Genomic DNA, 24,611 nt, shown 5'->3' on the forward strand with positions numbered 1-24,611 from the left:
GCGCTTGAAGATCGCTAACGCACTGTACGCGATTACTCGCAGTCGCCGATGCGCTCGCCTTCGATCACGGTGTTCATGGTCAATTCGCCCATGGGTGACTGGGTGAAGATATCCACGCTGCCTTCGATACGCTCACCCATGAAGCGCATTTCACCGTCGATATTGGCTTCGCCGCCTTCAGCACGACATACCATGCTGTACGAGAGGCCATCGGCATTCATGTCTTGATGCTGCAGCTCGCAGCCCTCTTCTTCTTCGATGAAGCCAAACTCTGCGCCATCCAGCTCTTCTTGAGTGATGCACTGACGTTCGGTTTCGGTCTGATCGGGAATCTGCATGTCACCGCTGATACTGGTTACGCTGACGAACTCCCATTCGCCAGGCGTCACGTTCGGTGTTTCCGCCAGAGCGACCATCGGGAAGGCCAATAAGGCCGCTACTGCCATGTGACGTTTCATCATCGTTTTTTCTCACTAGGTTAATTGGGCAAACCCGCTCATATCCTACCTGATTCGTTCCGCTTGTGCCCGCCCCAGGCAGGGCTGTTACACTGGATATCCTTTTTTCACCTGGCAGGGCAACCGCCATGCATGACGACGCGCTGGTTCCTCACGACTTTTATTGCCCTTACTGCGACACGCCACTGACCTTCGTGATCGACACGTCACAGGGCAGCCATGATACCTGGGAAGACTGCCATCAGTGTTGCGCGCCGATACGACTGCAGGTGGTGGTATCGCCTTTCACAGGTGAACTCGACGCCGTCATCACGGGTAGAGACGACGACGTCTTGTGAGCCATGATCAGGCCGCGTCAGCCTGCTGCATCTGAGCAACCCGCTTGGCCTCGCTGCGGCGCATGAAGTACCACGCCAGCAGCGTCGCCAGCGAAACGGTCAGAATGATCAGCGTCGCCAACGCGTTGATCTTGGGAGATACGCCCATGCGCACGGAGGAGAACACCACCATGGGCAGCGTATTGGCGCCGGGGCCTGACACGAAACTGGCGATCACCAGATCATCCAGCGACAGCGTGAACGCCAGTAGCCAGCCTGCCGCCAGTGCTGGTGCAATGACCGGCAGCGTCACGCAGAAGAACGTCTTGACCGGCGGCGAGCCAAGGTCCATGGCTGCCTCTTCGATGGAGCGATCCAGTTCCCGGAGCCGCGCCGACACCACCACGGCCACATAGGCACTGCAAAACGTGGTATGGGCAATCCATATCGTCGCCATCCCCCGGTCAGCGGGCCAGCCGATCAGCTGAGCCATCTGCACGAACAGCAGCAGCAAAGAAAGCCCGGTGATCACTTCGGGCATGACCAGTGGTGCCGTCACCATGCTGGAAAGCGCCGTCTTGCCTCGAAAATGGCCATAGCGGGTCATCACGAAGGCGGCCACCGTGCCCAGGCACACCGCCATGCTGGCAGCAAAAAAGGCGATCTTGAGACTGGTCCAAACCGCCGAGAGAATCTGCCGGTCACGGAATAGCTCGCCGTACCAATGAGTCGAGAAACCCGCCCACACCGTCACCAGGCGCGATGAGTTGAACGAGTAGAACACCAGCACGAACATCGGCAGATAGAGAAACAGCAGGCCAAGCACCAGCATCACCGTGGTAAAGCTGGGGCGCCGAGAAGACGTCATCATTGTTCGAGCTCCCGTGACTGGTAACGGTGGAACCATACGATCGGGATCAACAACAGCAACAGCATGACCATCGCCAACGCCGCGGCCACCGGCCAATCACGATTCAGGAAGAACTCTTCCCAAAGCACCTTGCCGATCATCAGGGTGTCAGGCCCTCCCAACAGCTCGGGGATCACGAACTCACCCACCGCAGGAATGAATACCAGCATGGAACCCGCCACGATGCCCCCCATGGAAAGCGGCAAAGTGACTTTCAGGAAGGTATTCACTTTACGCGACCCCAGGTCTGAGGCCGCTTCCAATAACGACGTATCCAGACGCGTCAGATGGGCATACAGCGGCAGCACCATGAACGGCAGGTAGGCATACACGATGCCCACGACGACCGCAAACTGGGTATTCATCATGCGTAGCGGCGAGTCGATGAGGCCGATGCTCAGCAGCAGATTGTTGATCAGGCCATTGTTGCTGAGTATGCCCATCCACGCATACACGCGGATCAGAAACGACGTCCAGGAGGGCAGCATCACCAGCAGCAGCAGAATCAACTGCCAGCGACCCGGGGCACGAGCCATGGCATAGGCCATGGGATAACCGAGCAGCAAGCACACCACCGTGGCGGTAAATGCCGTCTTGATGGAGCCCCAGTAAGCCGCGACATACAGCGAGTCGGTCAGCAAGAACAGATAGTTGCCGACATTCAGGAAGATACTCAGGGTTTGATCGGCATACTCGACCAGCGGCCCGTAGGGAGGAATGGCAATCGCCCCTTCGGAAAGGCTGATCTTGAGCACCAACGCAAACGGCAGCAAAAAGAACAGCGTCAGCCAGGCCAGCGGGAACGCAATCACCGCGCGCCGCCCCAGCTTCATGCGCTTGATCATGCCGGTAAAGCCAGATGGCATCATGGTAGGCAATCTCCTTCAAGAGACCGAATCATCAGCGATTCAACACGATAGCGCTGTGATCTTCCCAGTAAACGTAAACGCTATCCTCCCAGGTGGGACGATCACCGCGACGCTCCGTGTTGGCCATGCTCACCTTGATCAGCTTGCCCGAGGCCGTGCGCACGTAATACAGCGAATACCCCCCCAGATAGGCAATGTCGTCCACCTTGCCAGCTTCCCAGTTGTATTCGCCGGTTGGCTGTTCACGGGTCAGCCAGATTTTCTCGGGGCGCAGAGCGGCCCATACTCGACGGTCCACCGCCTGGGTAGTGATCCCGTGATCGAGATAGATAGGCCTTGAAAGCGAGGGGCTGGCGATGCGGCAATGGTCGGCCGCGTCCTCGATGATCTCCCCTTCGAACACGTTCACGGTACCGACGAATTCGGCCACCATGCGGCTAGCGGGGCTTTCGTAGATATCGACCGGAGAGCCCACCTGCTCGATCCAGCCATCGGCCATGATCGCCACGCGATCCGCCATGGTCATGGCCTCTTCCTGATCGTGAGTCACCATGATGCAGGTAACGCCTACCTGTTCGATGATCTCGACCACTTCCAGCTGCATTTCCGTGCGCAGCTTCTTGTCGAGGGCGCCCATGGGCTCGTCCAGCAGCAAGAGCTTGGGCCGTTTGGCCAATGAGCGCGCCAAGGCCACCCGCTGGCGCTGGCCGCCAGAAAGCTGATGCGGCTTGCGCTTGGCAAAGCGTTCCATATGCACCAGTTTCAGCATCTGGGCTACCCGCGCCTCGATTTCCGCCTTGGGCAGCTTGTCCTGTTTCAACCCGAAGGCGATGTTCTGCGCCACCGTCATATGCGGAAAGAGCGCATAAGATTGAAACATCATGTTGATTGGGCGCTTGTGCGGCGGCATGTCGGTAATGTTTTCGCCACTCAGCAGGATGCGGCCCTCGCTCGGCGTCTCGAAACCCGCCAGCATCCGCAGCAAGGTCGACTTGCCAGACCCAGAGCCCCCTAACAGGGCGAAGATTTCGCCGCGTTTGACCTGCAAATTCACGTCATCCACCGCCAGCGCGTCATCGAAGCGCTTGCTCAGGCGTTTGACTTCCAACACGATATCTTCAGCAAAGCGCGGAGCTTTTCCCTGTGGTCTCAGCGACGGGGGAATGGCAGATGACGAGGATGAAGTGTCGTTCGACAGGGGCGTAGTGACCATTCGCCACTCCCATCAAAAGGCCCGAGAAGCCGGGCGATAAAAGACGAACAGCGAGCCAGGCAACTGCCCGGCTCGCTGTCAGACAAGGGTCGGTTTAGCGACCAGACTTGACGCGGTTCCAGATACGAGTACGCGCACGCAGCACGTCCTGCGGCTTTTCCGCCTGAACGTACAGGTTCTGCATGACGTCTGCATCCGGATAAACCGCGGGATCATTCAGCAGCTCCTCGGAAAGGAACTCGTTCGCAGCCAGATTGGGGTTGGCGTAGCTAACGTACTCGCTAATCTCGGCGGCAATTTCCGGGTCGAGAATAAAGTTGATGAACGCATGCGCGTTCTCGGGGTTAGGCGCATCGGCCGGCACGGCCATCATGTCGAACCACAGCGCAGCGCCCTCTTTCGGGATGCTGTAAGCGATGGTGAAGTCACGCCCCGCCTCTTCAGCTCGGTCTGCTGCCTGGAACACGTCGCCCGAGTAGCCAGCCGCGACGCAGATTTCGCCATTGGCGAGATCCGAGATATAGCGCGAAGAGTGGAAGTAAGTGACGTGGTTGCGTACGGCCGCAATCACTTGCCCGGCGGTTTCGATGTCCTCCAGGTTTTCACTCAGCGGGTCGCCGCCCGAGTAGGCAATGGCCGGCGAGAGCATTTCGTCTGCCGAGTCCATCATGGAGATGCCGCAACCGGCCGCATGCAGAGCCGCGGTAATTTCCGGATCAAAGAGCAGTGCCCAGCTATCCACCGGGGCATCGTCACCGAGAATCTCCTTCACTCGCTCGACATTGTAGCCAATGCCATTGGTGCCCCACATGTAGGGGATGGAGTACTGGCTGCCCTCATCGATGGCTTCCAGGTTGGCCATCAACTCCGGGTTGAGGTTTTCGAAGTTGGGCAGCTGCTCGTGGTCGAGGGGCTGGAACACCCCCGCTCTGGCTTGACGGGTAAAGTAGTAGTTGGAGGGTACGACCACATCGTAGCCCGAGCGGCCAGACAGCAGCGCCGCATCGAGGATCTCGTTACTGTCGTAGACATCGTAGGTCACGGAGATACCGGTGCGCTCGGTGAATTTCTCCAGCGTTTCCGGCGCAATGTAGTCGGACCAGTTGTATACCCGCACTTCATTGCCGTGAGCAGTCCCGGCCGCTACGGCAAAAGCCAACGCCGTAACGGCCACTGAACGTTTTGGGATGTTCCCCATCTAGCTACTCCTTATCTCGAAAATCTGCCTGGGCTCGAAAGCCTACCCGGTCTCGAAAGTTCACTTGTTTCAACAGCGCCCGGCCCGCGGGTCTGCCGCATCAGGCAACGGTCATGGTGGCCACTTTTTCTACTCGTTTGCCGCTGCTGAAAAACAGCTTAGGCCATTCTGCTGACCGTGCGAATTTTGCGACGCAGCGACGTCCATCGCAAGTCCAAGTGAAAAATTCTTGCATTACCCTGTTGGTGACCCCACATCCAAGGGCGCAGGCAAACTATAGACCTTGGCTATTGGCAGCATCATTTTTTCCAATTTTAGCTATTAGTCGTAGTTCGCTAATATGTTCAGCAACTTTTCCAACTACCATTCACTCACTGCGGAGATGTTTTCAATGTCTTTGATCAATACTGAAGTAAAACCGTTTAAAGCGACTGCTTACCTGAACGGCGAGTTCGTTGACGTTACTGAAGCGGATCTGAAAGGTCAGTGGTCAGTGTTCTTCTTCTACCCCGCTGACTTCACCTTCGTATGCCCCACGGAGCTTGGTGATCTGGCCGACAACTACGAAGCCTTCAAGAAGCTGGGCGTCGAGATCTACAGCGTCTCCACCGACACCCACTTCACCCACAAGGCGTGGCACGACAGCTCCGAGACCATTGGTAAGCTGCAGTACCCGATGATTGCCGATCCGACCCTGCAAATTTCACGCAACTTCGAAGTACTGATCGAAGAAGCTGGCCTGGCCGAGCGCGGCACTTTCGTTGTCGACCCCGACGGCAAGATCCAGATCGTCGAAATCAACGCGGGCAACATCGGCCGTAACGCCGAAGAGCTGCTGCGCAAGGTCAAGGCTGCCCAGTACGTTCGCGCCAACCCGAACGAAGTGTGCCCGGCCAAATGGAAAGAAGGCGAAGAGACTCTGGCCCCGTCTCTGGACCTCGTAGGCAAGATCTAAACGCCTACCGCTGCCGACCCGGCGCGTGTCGGTCGGCAGCATCACACCCGGGCATGTCCCGGGTGTCTTTTTTTCAGCACCCTGTTAATGCATCCCTGTTTTCCCACACGCTTGCCCCTTATCGCATACCCAAGGCTGGCGTGCCTGGTCGAGAACGTTCTACTGCTGACTACGAGGAACCACTGTCATGCTGGACGCCAATTTAAAGAATCAATTGAAAGCGTATCTGGAAAAAGTGACTCAGCCCTTCGAGATCGTTGCGTCCCTCGATGACGGTGCCAAGTCACGCGAGCTGCTGGGCCTGCTGGAAGACATCAGCAGCCTGAGCACTCAGATCACCCTCAAAACCGACGGCCAGGATGCGCGCAAGCCCTCCTTTGCTCTCAACCGTGCTGGCGAAGAGACCGGCGTCGTGTTTGCGGGCATTCCCATGGGCCACGAATTCACGTCGCTGGTACTGGCGTTGCTGCAGGTCGGCGGACATCCGCCCAAAACGTCGCAAGAGCAGCTCGATCAAATCAAGGCGCTGGACGGCGAGATGCTGTTCGAGACCTATTACTCGCTCTCCTGCCAGAACTGCCCGGACGTCGTCCAGGCGCTGAACCTGATGGCCATCTTCAACCCCAAGGTGCGCCACGTCGCCATCGACGGCGCCCTGTTCCAGGAGGAAGTCGAGGCCCGCGAAATCATGTCGGTGCCCAGCATCTACCTCAACGGCAAGCCCTTCGACCAGGGTCGCATGACGCTGGAGCAGATCCTGGCCAAGGTGGATACCGGCGCAGCCGAGCGTGAAGCCAAAAAACTGAGTGACAAGGCAGCCTTCGACACGCTGGTCATCGGCGGCGGCCCGGCGGGCGCGTCAGCGGCCATCTACTCTGCGCGCAAGGGCATCAATACTGGCGTTGCCGCCGAGCGCTTCGGTGGTCAGGTGGCCGACACCATGGGGATCGAGAACTTCATCTCCGTGACCCATACCGAAGGCCCAAAGCTGGTCAGCGCCCTGGAAGAGCACGTCAAGCAGTACGAAGTGGACGTCATGAACCTGCAGCGTGCCACCGCCTTCAAAGCAGCAGAAACCGAAGGTGGCCTGCACGAAGTGACCTTCGAATCCGGCGCCAAACTGAAGAGCAAGACCCTGGTACTGGCCACAGGCGCCCGCTGGCGGGAAATGAACGTGCCCGGCGAGCAGCAGTATCGCAACAAGGGCGTGGCCTACTGCCCCCACTGCGATGGCCCGCTGTTCAAGGGCAAGCGTGTTGCGGTCATTGGTGGCGGTAATTCAGGCGTCGAAGCGGCCATCGACCTGGCAGGTATCGTCGGCCATGTGACGCTGGTGGAGTTCATGGGTGAAATGCGCGCCGACGCCGTGCTGCAGAAGAAGCTCAAGAGCCTGCCCAACGTGGATATCGTGCTGAACGCGCAAACCACCGAAGTGACCGGTGATGGCAGCCGCGTCAACGGCCTGACCTACAAGGACCGCCAGACCGACGAAGTCAAGAACATCGCTCTGGAAGGCATCTTCGTACAGATCGGCCTGGTGCCCAATACCGAGTGGCTGAAGGGCTCCCCCATCGAGATGTCACCGCGTGGCGAAATCATCGTCGACGCCCACGGCATGACCTCGGTGCCCGGCGTGTTTGCCGCAGGCGATGTCACCACCGTGCCCTACAAGCAGATCATCATTGCCATGGGCGAAGGCGCCAAAGCGTCGCTGGGCGCCTTCGACTACCTGATCCGCAACTGATTCATCCGCATAAAAAAGCAAAAGACCGTACCCAGGCCCGCCTATTCAGGCGGGCTTTTTCATGCTTGCCGGAACAGGCGGACTGGGCACGATAGACCCATTCACCGTGGCACCGGCATGGCACGCCAGCTCACCGGCCGACAGCAGCCCCTGGACAGATGCCAGTGACGTGAGGGTGATGCCGTGAGTGGTATGGACCTCCCCCTGAATACTGCCGCTGATCGAGATATTCTCTTGTGCCGTCACGATGCCATGAATTCGCGTGGCAGCGCCCACATGACTCCCTACCACCGCCTCATTGGCACATTCGACGGCGACCTCAACCATCAGCGCTTCAGGCTCCGGATGGGTGATCACCGCCACGCCGAGACGACGCTTCTTGCGCCGACCATCCATCACGATGATCGTCATGACCACAACGCCCACGATGATCAGCCATGTTTCCATCTGCATGGCACTTTCCCCCGCTCGAACCAGCGTTGTTTATAGCCGTAGGGAGGCGCCAGCGGTAGCCGGAATATCGCACAACCACAGACGTATCTTCACGCTTTGCAAGCCCATCCCGAAGCGTACATTAACGTCATTCGGTCTATTTTGGTGAAGCCTGCCCAAAGGGTGGCGTTTCGCTGCACGGCGACCTTGCCCTACTCCGCAGGCATATCTCATGTTCAAAAAAACCAAACCTCACGCTGAACACCCCGCCCTTCCCACCACTGACCTTCAGCCTGCGCCAAGCGAGCTCAAGAGCCTGCCTGGTGCCCGCCAGAGCACGTCGGTGATCGGCGGCAAGACACAGCTTCGTGGGGACATTCAGAGTGACGAGGACCTGACCATCGAAGGCCAGGTCACCGGCACCATCCTCTGCAAACAGCATACCGTCAAGCTCGGCGCCACGGGGCACTTGCAGGGCGATGCCTACGCACACACGCTGAGAATTTCCGGTACCGTAGAGGGCAATCTCGTTACGCTGCACAAGGCCACGATCCACGGCGGCGCCAAGGTCACCGGCACGATCACGACGCCCTGCCTGGTGCTGGAAGATGGCAGCACGTTCCACGGCACCATCGACATGAACCCCGACAACGAGGTGTTCAAGAGTGTCTTTGCTGACAAGCCTGCGCCCAGCTCCGCGCCTCGTCAGAAGAAGACATCGGAGGCGACCAAGGCGGAGGACTCCACCGCCAGCGCGTAATGCAGGCGGTGGGCGACGTCAGTCACGCCCACCGCACACCGGGCACGCCGGGTCACGCGGCACCTGGAAATGACGCCACTGCCCGCTGAGCCCATCGAAGGCCGACAGCCCCTGATGTGCCTCACCCGCACCGCTCAGCAGTTTGAAGGCCTCGACGGCTTGAAAGCAGCCAATCAAGCCTACCAAAGGGGCCATGACGCCACTCTCGGCACAGCTGAGGGCTTCGTCTTCGCCCTCCTCAGGGGGATAGAGGCAGGCGTAGCAGGGGCTATCTGGCTGACGCGGGTCGAATACCGCCAGCTGGCCGGAAAAGCGGATAGCCGCTCCCGAGACCAGCGGCACACCGGCTCGCTGCGTCGCGGCATTGATGGCATAACGGCTGGAAAAACGGTCGGTACAGTCCAGCACCACCTGAGCCGAGGCCACCAGCTCTGCCAGCAGCTCGCCTTCGGCGTGACGCTCGATAGCCACCACCTGGCATTCAGGGTTCAGTGCTTCAAGGCGCTGCTGCGCCGAACGCGCTTTGTTGAGGCCCAGGCTGGCCTGCTGGTGGGCTATCTGGCGCTGCAGGTTGGAAAGCTCCACATGGTCGGCATCTACCAGGGTAATCCGCCCCACTCCCGCCGCCGCGAGATACAGCGCGGCTGGCGAGCCCAACCCGCCAGCCCCGATAATCACGGCGTGGGCGCCGCGCAGTCGCTCCTGACCCTCGATATCCACTTCGGGCAGCATGATTTGGCGGCTGTAACGCAGCAGCGCCTGATCGTCCATCATTGGCTTACTTATCCTCGAATTCCTCGAAATCAGGAATGTGGAGATTGAAGCTCTCTTTCACTTCTTCCATCACCACATAGCTCTTGGACTCTTTCACCCCTGGCAGGGTCAAGACCACATCCCCCAATAGTTGGCGATAAGCGGCCATTTCCGGGATGCGGCATTTCAGGATGTAGTCGAACTGCCCGGACACCAGGTGGCACTCCTGAATTTGCGGCAGCTTTTCCACCGCGCGCCGAAACTCATCGAAGACCGCAGGCGACTGGGTCTCCAGGCTGATCTCGACAAACACCAGCAGGTTCGCCTTCAGGGCGCGAGGGTCCAGAATGGCCTGGTAGCCACGAATGATACCGGCACGCTCCAGGCGCTTGACCCGCTCCAGACAAGGGGTTGTGGATAACCCAACTTCTGCGGCGAGATCCACGTAGGAAATACGCGCATTTTCCTGCAAACAGCGAAGGATCTTGAGGTCGATACGGTCCAGCGTTCTATTTTTTGGTTTCATGGCAGGATCCAATACAAATGAATCAGGCGGTCAATAAAGGTGCCCCAGAGTAACCCGTTCATGGCCCCCCATGTCTTGCACACTTTCAACGTTCTGATAGCCCGCCGCCAACAGTGCCTCACGCACACTGGCCGCCTGCTGGTAGCCATGCTCCATTGCCAGGCAGCCACCAGGGGCCAGGTGGGCCTTGGCCGCCTCGATCACATGAAGCAGGTCTGCCATGCCGTTGGCATCGGCAACCAGCGCCGAGTGCGGCTCGAAACGCACGTCGCCCTGGCTCAAATGCGGATCATCGGCCGCAATGTAAGGGGGGTTACTGACGATGATATCGAAAGGCGGCTCCTCTGCCGGAGGCACGAACGCGCTGAGCCAATCACTCAACACAAACCGGGCATTGGTGATCCCCAGTGCGTCGGCATTGCGCTCGGCCAGCGTCACGGCTCCGGGGCGAATGTCGGCACCGATGACCTGCCAGCCCGGCTTTTCACTGGCCAGCGCCAGCGCAATGGCGCCCGTGCCCGTTCCCAGATCCAGTAGCCTGCCCACCGGGGCAGCGGCGCGAGAAAGCGCCACCTCCACCAGGGTTTCCGTGTCGGGCCTGGGAATCAGCGTGTCGGGAGAAGTCGCCAGCCGCAGCCCCCAGAACTCTCGCTCACCGGTAAGATACGCCACCGGCTGTCCCTGGGCACGCGCGGCTACCAGCGCCTCGAAACGGGCTCGCTCCCAGGTGGGGCATTCGCGATCGCCCCAGGTATAGAGCCACGTGCGGCTGCACTGGGCAGCGCAGCCCAGCAATACCTCGGCATCCAGGCGCGGCGTGGGCGAGCCTGCCTGCGCCAACCGCTGGGCCGCCTGTGACAGCAAGGCGTCGAAGGTCATCAGCCGTCCTGCAGGGCCGAGAGCTGCTCTGCCTGATACTCATGGATCAGGGGCTCGATCACGTCATCGAGCTGCTCGCCGCTGACCACTTCGGTCAGCTTGTAGAGCGTCAGGTTGATGCGGTGGTCGGTGATGCGACCTTGAGGAAAGTTATAGGTCCGAATCCGCTCACTGCGGTCTCCCGAGCCGACCAGCGAACGGCGTGCATCGGCCTGCTCCTGGCGCTGTGAATCCACGGCATTGCGCTTGAGCTTGGCCGCCAGCAAGGACATGGCCTTGGCACGGTTCTTGTGCTGGCTGCGCTCTTCCTGGCACTCTACCACCACGCCGGTGGGCAAGTGGGTGATGCGAATCGCCGAGTCGGTGGTGTTGACGTGCTGGCCACCGGCACCGCTGGAGCGGTAGGTGTCCACCCGCAGGTCGGCGGGGTTGATGTCCACATCGCCCACTTCATCCACCTCGGGCATGACCGCCACGGTACAGGCAGAAGTATGGATACGCCCCTGAGACTCCGTCGCGGGCACGCGCTGTACCCGATGGGCGCCCGACTCGAACTTCAGCCGTGCGTAGACGCCGTCGCCCTTGACCCGGGAGATCACCTCTTTATAACCGCCCTGCTCGCCATGGCTGGCACTGACGATTTCTACCCGCCAGCCGCGCTTCTCGGCGTAACGAGAGTACATGCGGAACAGATCACCGGCAAAAATCGCCGCTTCATTGCCACCGGTGCCCGCCCGCACTTCCAGAAACACGCCACGGCCATCGTCAGGGTCCTTGGGGATCAGCAGACGTTTCAGCTCGACGTCCAGCGCTGCCAGCTGTTCGCGGCCATCGCTGATTTCCATTTCTGCCAGTTCACGCATCTCCGGATCACTGTCACGGCTCAGCTGTTCGGCCTCGGCGATGCTGTCTTCGACCCCGCGGTAACGTTGCCAGGCGGCCACCAGCTCTTCCAATTCAGCATATTCCCGCGAATAGTCACGGAAGCGCTGCTGATTGTTGATCACCTCGGGATCGGACAGCAGCATGGCCAGCTCCTCGAAACGGTCGGAGAAGCTATCCAGGCGTTGGCGCAAAGTCTCTTTCATGCGGGTGTATCATCCTTCTGGCGTTTTACCGGAGGCGCAGGCTGCTCGAAGGCAGGTTTGGGCGGCAGTAACAGGCGCGGCGCGGCGTTGAGCAATTCATGGTTTTCCTGCGAAGCAGCGTCACGAATGGCAAGCGTGGGTTGATGCATGAAGCGGTTGGCCAGCTGATGAGCCATCCGCTCGATGACTTTGGCCGGGTCTTCCCCCTTGGCAAGGCGTTCCAGCGCCTGCTCCCGCGCTTGATCGCGCAGCGCTTCGCCATGACGACGATAATCTCGAATCACTTCGCCGCCATTGCGAATGCGGCGCTCATGCTGCCAGCTGCCGACGCCGTGTTCAATCAGCGACTCGGCCTGGTCGGCGGCCACTTGGCGATGGCGGCGATTCTCTTCGATGACCTCTTCCAGGTCATCCACGGTATAGAGAAACACATCGGCCAGCTCACCCACCTGTGGCTCGATATCCCGTGGCACTGCAATATCGACCATGAAGACAGGCCGATGACGGCGCTTCTTCAGGGCACGCTCGACCATACCCTTGCCCAGAATCGGCAGCGGGGAAGCCGTGGACGAGATCACGATATCGGCATGCTCCAGCGCATCCGGAATCTCGGGCAGAGTGATGGCCGTCCCGCCCAGCGCCGCAGACACCTGTTCGGCACGCTCCCGGGTACGGTTGGCCACGGTGAGCTGACGCACGCCCGCCTCATGCAGATGGCGCGCCACCAGCTCGATGGTTTCTCCGGCACCGATCAAAAGCGCCCGTGCACGACTGAAATCATCGAAGATACGGCTGGCCATGCTGACCGCCGCGTAAGCCACCGACACGGGGTTCTTGCCGATACCCGTTTCGGTGCGCACCTGCTTGGCCACGGCAAAGGTGTGTTGAAACAGCCGTTCCAGCTCTCCCCCCAAGCCCTTTGCCTGGCGCGCCTGCTGATACGCGTCTTTCAACTGCCCCAGAATCTGCGGCTCACCCAGCACCATGGAGTCGAGCCCGACCGCTACGCGCATCAGGTGGCGAGCTGCTTCGTTGTCATGATAGTGGTACGCACAGCGTGCCAAATCATCGACCCGCAGATTGTGAAAGCGTCCCAGCCAGTCCAGCACGGTTTGCTCGCCTGCGGCATCGGTCACGCAGTAGAGCTCGGTACGGTTGCAGGTCGAGAGCACCGCGGCTTCGTGGATATGTGGCAGGCCACGCAGCTCGGCCAACGCGCTTTCCAGCTGCGTTGGCGTAAAGGCCACCTGCTCACGCACGGCCACGCTGGCAGTACGATGATTAATTCCCAGGGCAAGAAGCGTCATGCGGTCTGCGTCTTCGCTAGTGGATCGGTCGTCACGTCACTGTTCGTCGTTATCGCTTGGAGAGGAGCCGAACAAGGCAGCTTTACGGGTGAATTGTGCTGACTCGGCCCGCTTTCAAGGTGGAACATTCTATCACAACACTGCATGTTCTGGCGCACACCACTTTGCCGCAGGCAGCCAAGCCGCTATGCTGAACACTCGGCCACTTGATCGAGATACGCATGCCCCACCGCGCAACACTTCCGGGTTTGTCCCGAGCACTATCGGGTCTCCCTCTGTTACCGCTGGCCGCGACGCTGCTGTTGAGCGGCTGTCAGCTGTCCTCCACGCTTCCAGATCGCGGGTTCATGAGTGCTAGCCGCGACCCCATGCTGACGGCCCCGCCGGTCACACGCGGCCTGGATGCGGCAGGGCTCAGCACGCTGCTGGCCGCCGAGCTGGCTGGCCAGCGCGGCGACTATCGTTATGCAAGCCGTGGCTACCTGGAAGCCGCCCAGCGCTACAGCGCGCCCGGGCTGGCCGAGCGCGCCACCTTTGCAGCACGCTTTGGCAACGACGCCGCGTTGATGGAAGCATCTGCGCTACGCTGGCGCGAGCTGTCGCCCACCGCGGAAACGCCCAACCGGCTGCTGGCCGCCCTGTCACTGCAGCGCGGTGACTGGCTGGACAGCCTGGAACAGCGGCTGGTGATTGCCGAATCGGGCGGCTACGGCGACATATCGAGTTTCGCCGAGCTTGCGGTGGCGGAAGCAGCGCCACTCAATGTCCTGGTACAGCCGTTACGCACCTATCTGGCGCAACCGGTTGCTGCCGAGCGCGACTCCTACAGCGATGTGCTGCTGGGCACCGCGCTCATCGAAGCCGCCCTGGGCGAGACACAAACCGCTCAGCAGCACCTCGACCTGGTCGAGCAGCGCGAGCCCGAGTCCGCAGCACTATGGCTGGCCAAGGCACGCCTGGCGCTGGAAAGCGGCGACCACCGCGCAGCTCAGCGGGCGGCCCAGCAAGGGCTGAGCCTGTCACCCGATGACGTGCGCTTCATTCTCATGCTGGCCCAGGCCGAAATCCGCCTCAACAACATTACCGCCGCCGAAACCCAGACCAACGCCCTGCTGGAAACCCACGGCGGCAATCAGGAACTGCGCATCGCCCTGGCTCAGCTCTATCTCGAAGAGGGCCACAGCGAGCCCGCCTATCGGCTGCTGCAGCCTCTGATCGGCCAGGACAGAATTCCCAATATTGCCTACTTTCTGCTGGGCGCCATTGCACAATCTCAGGGCGATATCGACAACGCCCTGCTCTATTACCGCCAGGTGCGCGATGGCAACGAGTTCCTGCCTGCGCGAGCAGCCGCCGCTCGCATGCTGATCGACGACGACCGCCTGCTGGACGCGCGCGCCTTCCTGCGCATCGAGCGCATGCGCCACGACACCTACTTTGGCGATCTGGTACTGCTCGAAGTGCAGCTGCTGGACGATCTCGCCATGGAGCAAGAGGCAAGCGCCCTGCTGGACCGAGAAATCACCCGCACGCCCGACGACACGCGACTGCTGTACCTGCGTGCCATGCGTGGCTGGGAGATGGGCGACCTGGCCGCCATGGAGCGCGACCTGCAGCAGATCCTGCGCACCGAGCCCAACAACCCCGATGCCCTGAATGCGCTGGGCTATACCCTGGCCGACCTGAACATCACCGAGCGCCTGGAAGAAGCCCGGGACCTGATCGAGCGCGCCTATGAAGTCGATCCCGACAACCCGGCCATCATGGATAGCCTGGGCTGGGTATACTTCCGACTGGGCAAACTGGATGACGCCCTGGCGTGGCTGGAAAGCGCCTATTCGCGACTCCCCGATCAGGAAGTATCCGCCCACTTGGCCGAAGTGCTGCATGCCTTGGGGCGCAGCGACGAAGCGCGTCAAGCCATCGCCCGAGCCATGCGGCGTGCCGACCATCACCCCCAAATAGACGAACTGCTGGAACGGCATCCTGAACTAACGCCCGCCAGCACGCCCTAATAGTGCACTCTTCTGGATCCAGACCCTACTGACATGGAGCTTCTAATGTTGACTACGTCATTTCCCTTCGCTCGTTCGGCAAGCCCCCGACTGTCTGGTCGCCTGCCTACTGCGCGTCTATGGGTAGCCGCCCTTGCTCTCTTGACCTTGGCCGGCTGCGCCAACCAGGCACCAGTCGACGAAAGCGGTCGTCAGGCAGGCCAGTGGGAGCGCCAGCAGGCGCAGGTCGAAGATTTCGATAGCTGGACACTGGTGGGCAAAGCAGGCTTGCGCACCCCCCAGGAAAACATCAGCGCCAACCTCGACTGGAACCAGACACCGTTCTACTTCCGCATGCTGATCAGCGGTCCCTTTGGCGGCGGACGCAGCGTACTGGAAGGACGTGAAGGACGCTTTTCGCTGAGCACCAGCGATGGCCGCTTCGAAGCCGAAACTCCGGAAGCCCTGATGGAAGAGCAGTTGGGCTGGTCACTGCCGGTACGCGCCATGCCCGACTGGGTGCGCGGCTTGCCCGGCGACCACGCCAGCTATCAGCTGGAAACCGACGAGCTGGGCTTCCCCCGCTTCCTGCAGCAGGATGGCTGGGAAATCGACTACCGTGACTGGGAGCGGGTAGAAGAGATGTGGCTGCCCCGCCGTCTGGTGATGAACTACGGCGAGGTACGCATCACCCTGGTAGTCAACCAGTGGCAAGCTGCCAGCCGCACGGCCGAATAAGCGCCGCTTCATCGCCCTGCACTTTCATTTTAGAGAACCGGCATGTCCGCAACACCCCATTCGCTGATTCTACCGGCTCCGGCCAAACTGAATCGCATGCTGCATATCGTGGGCCGTCGACCAGACGGCTACCACGAGCTGCAAACGCTGTTTCAGCTGATCGACCTGTGCGACACGCTGACGCTCACGCAACGCCAGGACAGCCGTATCGAGCTGACCACGCCGCTGGCAGGCGTTGCCGACGATGACAATCTGATCGTCCGTGCCGCACGCCTGCTCCAGCAGGAAAGCGGCCATCACAACGGCGTATCGATCTCCATCGACAAGCGCCTTCCCATGGGCGGCGGCCTCGGTGGCGGCAGCTCCAATGCTGCCACCGTGCTGATGGGTCTCAATCAGCTGTGGCAGCTTGGCCTGGATCGCCAGACCCTGGCCACGCTGGGGCTGAGCCTGGGCGCCGATGTGCCGGTGTTCGTGCATGGCCACAGCGCCTGGGCAGAAGGCGTTGGCGAACGGCTCACTCCTGTCACGCTGGACACCCCCTGGTTTGTGGTGATTCACCCCGGCGTGAGCGTCTCGACGCCCGCCATCTTCCAGGATGCGGAATTGACACGCGACAGCCTCCCCATTACTATGGCGCGCGCACTGCAGGGGGGAGCGGCCGAATGGCGCAACGACTGCGAGGCAACGGTCAGGAAAGGCTACCCGCTCATTGCGGATGCACTTGACTGGCTCGCACAGTATGCACCGTGCCGATTGACCGGTACGGGCGCTTGTCTGTTTGCCGCCTTCGACACACAAGAGGCAGCACAGGCAGTGGCCAAGCAAGCCAACCAGCGCTGGAAAGCCTGGGTGGCCAAAGGGCTCAACACCTCTCCCCTACAAGATGCTCTGGGCTGCTGAAAGCGCCCGGTCGTCGCATCAGGCTGTTTGCTGGGGTATCGCCAAGTGGTAAGGCACCGGTTTTTGGTATCGGCATTCCCAGGTTCGAATCCTGGTACCCCAGCCAATCCTGATGTTGATCTGCGTTTTCTCCCCTGATCCCCAACACTGCAAAGGTGGCTGCGCGTGTCAAAATTGATGGTCTTCACCGGGAATGCCAATCCCGAACTCGCTCAAAAGATTGCCGAGAGCTTGGACAGCCGCATGGGTAATGCCACGGTGGGTCAATTTAGCGACGGCGAAATCGCGGTCGAGATCAATGAGAACGTGCGTGGCAAGGATGTCTTTATCCTGCAATCCACCTGCGCGCCGACGAATGACAATCTGATGGAACTCATCCTGATGGTCGACGCCCTGCGTCGTGCATCGGCTGCTCGTATCACGGCAGTGGTTCCCTACTTCGGCTATGCCCGCCAGGATCGTCGTGTACGCTCCGCCCGCGTCCCCATCTCGGCAAAAGTAGTGGCCGACATGATGGTAAAAGCAGGCGTCGACCGCGTCATGACCATGGACCTGCATGCCGACCAGATTCAGGGCTTCTTCGATGTGCCGGTGGACAACGTCTACGGCTCTCCGATCCTGCTCGACGACATCGAACGTCAGAACTACGACGATCTGGTGGTGGTATCCCCCGATGTCGGCGGCGTAGTGCGTGCTCGCGCCATCGCCAAGCAGTTGAATGCCGATCTGGCCATCATCGACAAGCGCCGCCCCCAGGCCAACCAGGCCCAGGTCATGCACATCATCGGTGAAATCGAAGGCCGCACCTGCGTGGTCGTCGATGACATGATCGATACCGCAGGCACCTTGTGCAAAGCGGGTGAAGCCTTGAAAGATCATGGCGCGGCGCGGGTCGTCGCCTATGCCACCCACCCGATCCTGTCGGGCCCGGCGGTAGACAACATTACCAACTCCGTACTGGATGAAGTCGTGGTGACCGACACCATTCCGCTGGCCGACCATGCGCGTCGCAGCGGAAAGATTCGCCAGTTGAGCGTTGCTGGCCTGATTGCGGAAGCCATTCGCCGCGTCAGCAACGAAGAATCCGTCAGCGCGATGTTCCATTGATCGCCTGATGTGACAAGCCCCCTTCTGGGGCCATGGGAACGTCGTCGTCTGGTCGCGGGCGGCGGCGTTTCCTTACTTAAACCAAGAGGCAATTAACATGTCTGATTTTATCCTGAAAGCCAGCGTTCGTAACGACCTGGGGAAAGGTGCGAGCCGCCGCCTGCGTCGTGCGAACCAATTCGTACCGGCCGTTGTGTACGGCGGTGAGAAAGGCGCGCAATCCATCTCTGTCGAAAAGACCGCTTTCTACAAGGCGATCGAAGACGAGTCGTTCTTCTCTTCCGTCATCAAGCTGGTCGTCGACGGCAGCGAAGAGCAGGTCGTTGTTCGTGATCTGCAGCGCCACCCCTTCAAGCCGCTGCTGACCCACGCCGACTTCATGCGCGTCGACGCGACTCACGCCATCACCATGAACGTGCCGCTGCACGTGGTGAACGAAGAGAAGTGTGTGGGCATCAAGGACCAGGGCGGTGAACTGCACGTACTGGCCAACGAAGTTGCCATCAGCTGCTTGCCGAAAGATCTTCCTGACTTCCTGGAAGTGGACATCAGCAAGGTCGAGCTGGGCACCACCCTGCACCTGTCTGACCTGACCTTCCCGGCGGGCGTCACTTCCGTTGACCTGTCCCACGGTGAAGAGCACGACAACGCCGTACTGAGCATCACTGCTGTCAAAGTACGTGTTGAAGAAGAAGGCGAAGGCGACGCAGCAGAAAGCGCCGAGTAAGCCGCCGAGTAAGCCAAGGCGCAGCGGTATTGCGCCCCGAGCCATGCCCGCATGGCTCGGAAATGATAAAATCAAGCGCCTCGGCGCTTGATTTTTTTTTGCGACTCGAGACACGCTGCCATTTTCATCCTACTGGAGCTGAGCACATGAGCCAGGTAACGGCCATTATCGGGCTGGGCAACCCCGGCGCTGACTATGATGCAACCCGCCACAACGCCGGTTTTTGGCTGGTCGAGGCCCTTGCCCGCAGCGCCCATAGTGAACTGCGCCCGGAAAAGAAGTTTCTGGGGCTTTATGCCAAGGTACGCTTGGGCGAGCACGAACTGCACCTGCTGAACCCCTCGACCTTCATGAACCGCAGCGGCGCTGCGGTGGCTGCGCTGACCCAGTTCTTCAAGCTCACTCCAGAGAACCTGCTGGTCGCCCATGACGAGCTGGACCTGCCCCCCGGCCAGGCACGCTACAAGACCGGTGGCGGGCACGGCGGCCACAACGGCCTGCGCGACATCATCAGTGCACTGGGCAACCAGAAGCAGTTCCACCGCCTGCGTATCGGCATCGGCCACCCCGGGGAAGCACGCCAAGTGGTCAATTACGTGCTGGGCCGCCCTGGCAAAGCCGAACAGGAAGCCATCGCGCACGCCCTGGAGGAGAGTCTGGCCACCCTGCCGCTGGCACTTTCCGGCGATTGGGCTAAAGCCATGAACCGCCTTCATAGCGTAAAATAGCACCACGTTTGATCAGTCGTGTGATCGCACACGTTTATTCACTGTTGGCCAGTGCCTCACGAGATAGCGCTGGCCTAGCGGCCAGGAAGTAATGTATGGGCTTTAACTGCGGTATTGTCGGCCTACCCAACGTAGGCAAATCCACCCTGTTCAATGCACTGACGAAGTCAGGTATCGATGCCGAGAACTTCCCGTTCTGCACCATCGAACCCAACGTCGGCATCGTTCCCATGCCAGACCCACGCCTGGATAAGCTGGCAGCCATCGTCAAGCCCGAAAAAGTCCTGCCGACCACCATGGAATTCGTGGATATCGCCGGCCTGGTAGCGGGTGCTTCAAAGGGCGAAGGGCTCGGCAACAAGTTTCTCGCCAACATTCGTGAAACACAGGCCATTGCCCACGTGGTGCGCTGCTTCGACAACGACAACGTGATCCACGTGGCCAACCAGGTAGACCCCCGCGCCGACATCGAAACCATCAACCTGGAACTCGCTCTGGCCGATCTGGATACGGTCGAAAAAGCCAGCCAGCGCCTGGTGCGCGTGGTCAAGGGTGGCGACAAGGACGCCATGGCCACCAAGGCGGTGCTGGACAAGATTCAGCCACATCTGGCAGAAGGCCAGCCACTGCGCAGCTTTGGCCTGGATGAAGACGAGAAACGCCAGGTCAAAAGCTTTGGTTTCCTGACGCTCAAGCCCACCATGTACATTGCCAACGTCAATGAAGATGGTTTCGAGAACAACCCCTACCTGGACATCGTCAAGGAGATCGCCGCCGAAGAAGGCGCTGTGGTCGTACCGGTGTGCAACCAGCTGGAAGCCGAAATCGCCGAGCTCGACGACGATGAGCGCAGCATGTTCCTGGCCGAAATGGGCATGGAAGAGCCGGGGCTGGATCGCGTCATCCGCGCAGGCTATGCCCTGCTGGGCCTGCAGACGTACTTCACCGCAGGCGTCAAGGAAGTACGTGCCTGGACCGTCAAGCAGGGGGCCAGCGCCCCGGAAGCTGCCGGGGTCATTCACACCGACTTCCAGAAAGGCTTCATTCGCGCCGAAGTCATTGCCTATGACGACTACGTCTCGCTGGGCGGCGAACAGGGTGCCAAGGATGCCGGAAAATGGCGCCTGGAAGGCAAGGACTACATCGTCAAGGATGGCGACGTGATCCACTTCCGCTTCAATGTGTAACGAAGCAAACAATCAATGCTTGACGAATGACAAAGGGGTGGGTAATATTCGCCCCCGTTGCACGGCTACGTAGCTCAGCTGGTTAGAGCACATCACTCATAATGATGGGGTCCCCTGTTCAAATCAGGGCGTAGCCACCAACACCGAATACCGCTAGCAATAGCAGAAGCCCGCTGACTCAGTCAGCGGGCTTTTTCGTTTCTAGACTTTTCTTGGTTAGCTCAGGAGAGCGTCGGGCGGTTCAGGAACACCGTCAGCGCCCGCGTCAGGTAATCCACATCTCGCGTACCGGACGTTTCACGAATCGAGTGCATGGCCCACTGCGGCAAGCCCACATCGATGGTCGGCACGCCCACTTCGGTCGCCGTGATCGGACCGATGGTGCTGCCGCAGCCCATATCCGCCCGGGTGACGAATGACTGCACAGGCACATCGGCTTCTCGACACACATCGCGAAACAGTGCGCCGGTCACGCTGTTGGTGGCATAACGCTGGCTCGCGTTCACCTTGATCACCGGCCCGCCGTTGATGGTCGGCCCATGCCGCTCATCGTGCTTGTCACGGAAGTTGGGATGCAGCGCATGGGCGTTATCGCAGGAGATCATCAGTGACGACTGAATCAGTTGAATCAGTGACTCTTCACTACCCCCGCCCACCTGCCCATTCAAACGCTTGAGCACGTCTCCCAGAAACGGCCCCTGTGCACCGCAGGCGCTGGCGCTACCGACCTCTTCATGGTCGTTGGCCACCAGTAACGCCCCCTGCTCGCCATCGCACGCCAGCAGCGCCTCCAGCCCAACGAAGCACGACAGCAAATTATCCAGCCGGGCACTGGCCAGCAGCTCCTGACGCAACCCCACCAGCGCAGGCGGCTGCACGTCGTAAAAGCCCAGCTCGAAATCGACGATATCCACGGCACGCAGCCCGTGCTGGGCTTCCAGCCACTGCGCCAACAGGTCGTTGAGCTTGAGATCGTTGCTCTGCAGCAGTACCGGTGCCATCTGGGTTTGCGGATTGATCGAACGACCGCCGTTGACGTCGCGATCCATGTGAATGGCCAGGCTCGGAATCATCGCCACCGGCTGCGCCACGTTCAGCAGCACGCTCTCCAGGCGCCCATCGGCATGGCGTACATGCACCCGCCCTGCCAGCCCCAGCTCACGGTCGAACCAGGGCGCCAACAGCACGCCGCCGTACACCTGCACCCCCAGCTGCATCCAGCCCGCCGAGTACTGCGTGGCATTAGGCTTCAAGCGCAACCCTGGGCTGTCGGTATGCGCTCCCAGCATACGCAGGCTGGACAACTTTCCGGCAGGCAGCTGGAAGGCGATCAGCGACGAGTCATTGCGCGTCACGTAGTAACGCTTGCCCGGCGACAGCTGCCAGTTGGCGGTTTCTTCCAAGCGTGTAAAGCCCGCCTGCTCCAAACGCTGCGCCATGTTCTGGGTAGCGTGCCATGGCGTGGGCGACTGCTGCAGGAAATCGCACAGTCGCGTTAAACGTTCTGCGTTGAAAGCCTCGGACATGGAAATCCTCTTTACAGTAATGATTGAGTCTCACAGGCTAAATGACCTGCTACAATGCTCCCTCGGCCTACGCAACTCATGGGCTAACTGCGTGTCTAGGGAAGAATGAGTGTACACAAATCCGGGAGAGCTTGACTGATGAGCTTGTTTGCAACGCTTTCGCGCTCGGTCGCCCTTGCTGTCATGCTGGTGATGACCAGCCCGGCAGCGATGGCGCAACTGGCGCCGACCGACGAACAACGCCAAGCGGCCGTAGAAATTGCGGATTCGCTCCGCTATGGCCACTACGCGAACATCAATTTTGACCAGCAGTGGTCCGAGGAGGCTTTCCAGCGCTACCTGGACATTCTCGATGGTCAGCGTGCCTATTTGCTCAACCGTGATATTGAACCCTATCGTCATCTGGAAAACGATATGGCAGAGGCCCTTTTCGAAGGAGAGTTGGACGATGCCTTTGCACTCTACAACCGCCTGAGCGAGCGCCACACCACTCGCCTGGAGTGGCTGCTGGCACGCCTGGACGAAGGCCTCTCGCTGGAATTCGAAAGCGACGAGCGCCTGGAGGTGGATCGTGAGAGCGCTCCCTGGGCCAGTCGTGAAAGTGAACTCGATGAACTGTGGCGCAAGCGTCTCAAGAACGACGCCTTGACCCTGGCACTCACCGGTCAAGACGACGAGCAGATCGAGAATAACCTGCGCCAGCGCTACGAAGGCCAATTGACCCGCCTGCGCCAGACCGAATCGGAAGACGTTTTCGGCCTGCTGATGGCCGCAGTGTCCAGCACCATCGACCCGCACACAGGCTACCTGTCGCCCCGCCAGGGCGAATCCTTCGACATTCAGATGAGCCTTTCGCTGGAAGGCATTGGTGCCCTGCTGCAAGCCGACGGTGAATACGTCAAGGTCTCCAGCCTGGTACCCGGCGGCCCCGCCGACCGCGCTGGAGTGCTCGAACCCGCTGACCGCATCATTGCGGTAGGCCAAGAAGATGGCGAGATGGTCAACGTCGTGGGCATGCGCCTGGACAACGTGGTCGACCTGATTCGCGGCCCCAAAGGCTCGGTAGTACGCCTGGACGTCGTGCCTGCTCAGGCGGTGGACATGACCCGCTCGCAAATCGTGGAAATCACCCGCGACACCGTTAGCCTGGAAGACCAGGCCGCCAAGGGCGAAGTTATTGAAGTCATGCGCGATGGCGAGCCGCACCGTATCGGCGTCATCACCGTGCCGACTTTTTACGTTGACTTCGACGCCTGGCAGGCAGGAGAAGACGAGTATCGCAGTACCACCCGCGACGTGGCTCGTGAGATCGAGAACCTCAAGCAAGAGGGCGTCGAGGGCATCGTGCTGGACCTGCGCAATAACGGCGGCGGCGCCCTGCAGGAGGCCAACTCACTGATCGGCCTGTTCATCGATCGCGGCCCCACGGTACAAGTGCGTGACGCCCAGGGCCGTATCCAGCTCTACGGCGACACCGAAGCAGGCACGCTCTACGACGGCCCGCTTACCGTCCTGGTGAACCGCCTGTCGGCCTCGGCCTCCGAGATTTTCGCGGGCGCCATTCAGGACTATGGCCGCGGCATCGTGGTGGGCGCCTCGACCTTTGGCAAAGGCACGGTACAGACCCTCAACGACCTGAGCCATGGCCAGATCAAGCTGACACGCGCCAAGTTCTACCGCATCTCTGGCGACAGCACCCAGAATCGCGGCGTAGAGCCGGACATCGCCTTCCCCAGCCTGATCGATCCCGAGCGCATTGGGGAGAGCAGCCTGGACAACGCCCTGCCTTGGGACACCGTCCAGAACGTTCAGTATCGTCGCTACGGCTCGCCGGAAACGCTCCTGCCCACCCTCATCTCGCTACATGAGGAGCGCGCCAAGGGTAACCCCAATTTCCGCTACCTGGAGCGCCAATCCACCCTGGCCCGCCAGTTGCGCGAACAGCACACCAGCGTCAGCCTGAACCGCGAACAGCGCCAACGTGAGCTGGAAGCTCAGGAAGCCGAGCAGCTGTCACTGGAAAACCAGCGCCGCCGCGCACTGGGTCTCCCAGAACTGGAAGAGTGGATGGATGCCCGCAGCGACGGCACCCAGGATGACGAGACCGACACCGAGCGCGACGAAGCCGCTCCCGTCGACCGCGCTCATGTGCTGGAAGCCGCCGAAATCCTGCTCGATTTCGCACACCTGGAGAAAGCCCAGCGCATGGCACGCCGCTGAGCAGCCCCTGCCCCGACGCCTGACGGCGACGGGGCAGCCTGTCCAGGCAAAACGACCCGCGCAGAACGCTCC

Annotated in this window: 24 protein-coding genes and 2 tRNA genes; 14 read left to right on the forward strand and 12 right to left on the reverse strand. The window is 60.5% G+C overall.

Annotated elements, in window-relative coordinates; genetic code table 11:
• Positions 1 to 32 precede the first annotated feature (32 nt).
• Positions 33 to 461 (reverse strand): DUF3617 domain-containing protein, encoded by a 429-nt coding sequence (locus IE061_RS00205; protein ID WP_016914416.1) that lies wholly within the window; start codon positions 459 to 461, stop codon positions 33 to 35.
• 125 nt (positions 462 to 586) lie between these two features.
• Between IE061_RS00205 and IE061_RS00210 the strand changes: the two genes are divergently transcribed.
• Positions 587 to 796, forward strand: a complete 210-nt coding sequence (locus tag IE061_RS00210; RefSeq protein ID WP_039181041.1) for a CPXCG motif-containing cysteine-rich protein — start codon at positions 587 to 589, stop codon at positions 794 to 796.
• A gap of 7 nt (positions 797 to 803) precedes the next feature.
• Here IE061_RS00210 and IE061_RS00215 read toward each other — a convergent pair whose 3' ends face one another.
• The 4 genes from IE061_RS00215 to IE061_RS00230 form a co-directional block, all read right to left on the reverse strand.
• Positions 804 to 1,646 (reverse strand): ABC transporter permease subunit, encoded by an 843-nt coding sequence (locus IE061_RS00215; RefSeq protein ID WP_186299150.1) that lies wholly within the window; start codon positions 1,644 to 1,646, stop codon positions 804 to 806.
• Positions 1,643 to 2,554 carry an ABC transporter permease subunit gene (locus tag IE061_RS00220; RefSeq protein WP_039181044.1) on the reverse strand — a complete coding sequence of 304 codons (912 nt, stop codon included), beginning with the start codon at positions 2,552 to 2,554 and terminating at the stop codon, positions 1,643 to 1,645. The genes IE061_RS00215 and IE061_RS00220 overlap by 4 nt, the downstream gene beginning before the upstream one ends.
• Positions 2,555 to 2,585: 31 nt before the next feature.
• Positions 2,586 to 3,767, reverse strand: a complete 1,182-nt coding sequence (locus IE061_RS00225) for an ABC transporter ATP-binding protein (protein ID WP_230478335.1) — start codon at positions 3,765 to 3,767, stop codon at positions 2,586 to 2,588.
• 94 nt (positions 3,768 to 3,861) lie between these two features.
• On the reverse strand, positions 3,862 to 4,965 hold the full coding sequence (locus tag IE061_RS00230) for a polyamine ABC transporter substrate-binding protein (protein ID WP_016914421.1): 1,104 nt from the start codon (positions 4,963 to 4,965) through the stop codon (positions 3,862 to 3,864).
• Between the two features lie 391 nt (positions 4,966 to 5,356).
• Between IE061_RS00230 and ahpC the strand changes: the two genes are divergently transcribed.
• Positions 5,357 to 5,920, forward strand: coding sequence for an alkyl hydroperoxide reductase subunit C (gene ahpC, locus IE061_RS00235; RefSeq protein ID WP_026001768.1), 564 nt, complete (start codon positions 5,357 to 5,359; stop codon positions 5,918 to 5,920).
• Between the two features lie 187 nt (positions 5,921 to 6,107).
• A complete protein-coding gene (ahpF, locus tag IE061_RS00240; RefSeq protein WP_100731922.1) occupies positions 6,108 to 7,664 on the forward strand; it encodes an alkyl hydroperoxide reductase subunit F in 1,557 nt (518 codons plus the stop codon).
• Between the two features lie 45 nt (positions 7,665 to 7,709).
• Here ahpF and IE061_RS00245 read toward each other — a convergent pair whose 3' ends face one another.
• Complete coding sequence (locus IE061_RS00245) at positions 7,710 to 8,117, reverse strand: polymer-forming cytoskeletal protein (protein WP_193460667.1); 408 nt, start codon at positions 8,115 to 8,117, stop codon at positions 7,710 to 7,712.
• Positions 8,118 to 8,328: 211 nt separating this feature from the next.
• Here IE061_RS00245 and IE061_RS00250 point away from each other — a divergent pair, with 211 nt between their 5' ends.
• Complete coding sequence (locus IE061_RS00250; protein ID WP_193460668.1) at positions 8,329 to 8,856, forward strand: bactofilin family protein; 528 nt, start codon at positions 8,329 to 8,331, stop codon at positions 8,854 to 8,856.
• Positions 8,857 to 8,874: 18 nt separating this feature from the next.
• On the opposite strand, the gene IE061_RS00255 is transcribed toward IE061_RS00250, so the two are convergent.
• From IE061_RS00255 to hemA, 5 genes are read right to left on the reverse strand one after another with little or no spacing between them, the layout of a single operon-like run.
• Positions 8,875 to 9,630: a HesA/MoeB/ThiF family protein gene (locus IE061_RS00255; protein WP_189463327.1), complete on the reverse strand. Its 756-nt coding sequence runs from the start codon at positions 9,628 to 9,630 to the stop codon at positions 8,875 to 8,877.
• A 4-nt stretch (positions 9,631 to 9,634) separates the two neighbouring features.
• The gene (locus tag IE061_RS00260; RefSeq protein WP_016914425.1) at positions 9,635 to 10,135 is read right to left on the reverse strand and encodes an Lrp/AsnC ligand binding domain-containing protein; all 501 of its coding nucleotides are present in this window, start codon (positions 10,133 to 10,135) and stop codon (positions 9,635 to 9,637) included.
• Between the two features lie 30 nt (positions 10,136 to 10,165).
• The gene (gene prmC / locus IE061_RS00265) at positions 10,166 to 11,014 is read right to left on the reverse strand and encodes a peptide chain release factor N(5)-glutamine methyltransferase (protein WP_081195661.1); all 849 of its coding nucleotides are present in this window, start codon (positions 11,012 to 11,014) and stop codon (positions 10,166 to 10,168) included.
• Positions 11,014 to 12,102: a peptide chain release factor 1 gene (gene prfA / locus IE061_RS00270; protein ID WP_193460669.1), complete on the reverse strand. Its 1,089-nt coding sequence runs from the start codon at positions 12,100 to 12,102 to the stop codon at positions 11,014 to 11,016. The genes prmC and prfA overlap by 1 nt, the downstream gene beginning before the upstream one ends.
• A complete protein-coding gene (gene hemA / locus IE061_RS00275) occupies positions 12,099 to 13,409 on the reverse strand; it encodes a glutamyl-tRNA reductase (protein ID WP_039181071.1) in 1,311 nt (436 codons plus the stop codon). Before hemA ends, prfA begins: the two co-directional genes overlap by 4 nt.
• Positions 13,410 to 13,756: 347 nt before the next feature.
• Between hemA and IE061_RS00280 the strand changes: the two genes are divergently transcribed.
• The 9 genes from IE061_RS00280 to IE061_RS00320 all read left to right on the forward strand — a co-directional run bounded on the left by IE061_RS00280 (position 13,757) and on the right by IE061_RS00320 (position 20,933).
• Complete coding sequence (locus IE061_RS00280; protein ID WP_373294907.1) at positions 13,757 to 15,424, forward strand: tetratricopeptide repeat protein; 1,668 nt, start codon at positions 13,757 to 13,759, stop codon at positions 15,422 to 15,424.
• 45 nt (positions 15,425 to 15,469) lie between these two features.
• Positions 15,470 to 16,141, forward strand: a complete 672-nt coding sequence (gene lolB / locus IE061_RS00285) for a lipoprotein insertase outer membrane protein LolB (RefSeq protein ID WP_039181075.1) — start codon at positions 15,470 to 15,472, stop codon at positions 16,139 to 16,141.
• A 42-nt stretch (positions 16,142 to 16,183) separates the two neighbouring features.
• Positions 16,184 to 17,044 carry a 4-(cytidine 5'-diphospho)-2-C-methyl-D-erythritol kinase gene (gene ispE / locus IE061_RS00290; protein ID WP_193460670.1) on the forward strand — a complete coding sequence of 287 codons (861 nt, stop codon included), beginning with the start codon at positions 16,184 to 16,186 and terminating at the stop codon, positions 17,042 to 17,044.
• A gap of 31 nt (positions 17,045 to 17,075) precedes the next feature.
• Positions 17,076 to 17,150, forward strand: a tRNA-Gln gene (locus IE061_RS00295).
• 59 nt (positions 17,151 to 17,209) lie between these two features.
• Positions 17,210 to 18,151: a ribose-phosphate pyrophosphokinase gene (locus IE061_RS00300; RefSeq protein WP_172416021.1), complete on the forward strand. Its 942-nt coding sequence runs from the start codon at positions 17,210 to 17,212 to the stop codon at positions 18,149 to 18,151.
• 97 nt (positions 18,152 to 18,248) lie between these two features.
• Entirely contained in the window at positions 18,249 to 18,878 is a 630-nt protein-coding gene (locus IE061_RS00305) for a 50S ribosomal protein L25/general stress protein Ctc (protein ID WP_193460671.1), read from the forward strand.
• A 146-nt stretch (positions 18,879 to 19,024) separates the two neighbouring features.
• On the forward strand, positions 19,025 to 19,606 hold the full coding sequence (gene pth / locus IE061_RS00310) for an aminoacyl-tRNA hydrolase (RefSeq protein WP_016914434.1): 582 nt from the start codon (positions 19,025 to 19,027) through the stop codon (positions 19,604 to 19,606).
• A 95-nt stretch (positions 19,607 to 19,701) separates the two neighbouring features.
• Entirely contained in the window at positions 19,702 to 20,793 is a 1,092-nt protein-coding gene (gene ychF, locus IE061_RS00315; RefSeq protein ID WP_016914435.1) for a redox-regulated ATPase YchF, read from the forward strand.
• Positions 20,794 to 20,856: 63 nt separating this feature from the next.
• Positions 20,857 to 20,933, forward strand: a tRNA-Met gene (locus IE061_RS00320).
• An 81-nt stretch (positions 20,934 to 21,014) separates the two neighbouring features.
• Here IE061_RS00320 and IE061_RS00325 read toward each other — a convergent pair.
• Positions 21,015 to 22,319, reverse strand: coding sequence for a M18 family aminopeptidase (locus tag IE061_RS00325; protein ID WP_193460672.1), 1,305 nt, complete (start codon positions 22,317 to 22,319; stop codon positions 21,015 to 21,017).
• A 138-nt stretch (positions 22,320 to 22,457) separates the two neighbouring features.
• Between IE061_RS00325 and IE061_RS00330 the strand changes: the two genes are divergently transcribed.
• Entirely contained in the window at positions 22,458 to 24,539 is a 2,082-nt protein-coding gene (locus tag IE061_RS00330; RefSeq protein ID WP_193460673.1) for a carboxy terminal-processing peptidase, read from the forward strand.
• Positions 24,540 to 24,611 lie beyond the last annotated feature (72 nt).

Origin of the sequence: Vreelandella hamiltonii, from assembly GCF_014651795.1 — a bacterium.
Taxonomy (GTDB): Bacteria; Pseudomonadota; Gammaproteobacteria; order Pseudomonadales; family Halomonadaceae; genus Vreelandella; species Vreelandella hamiltonii.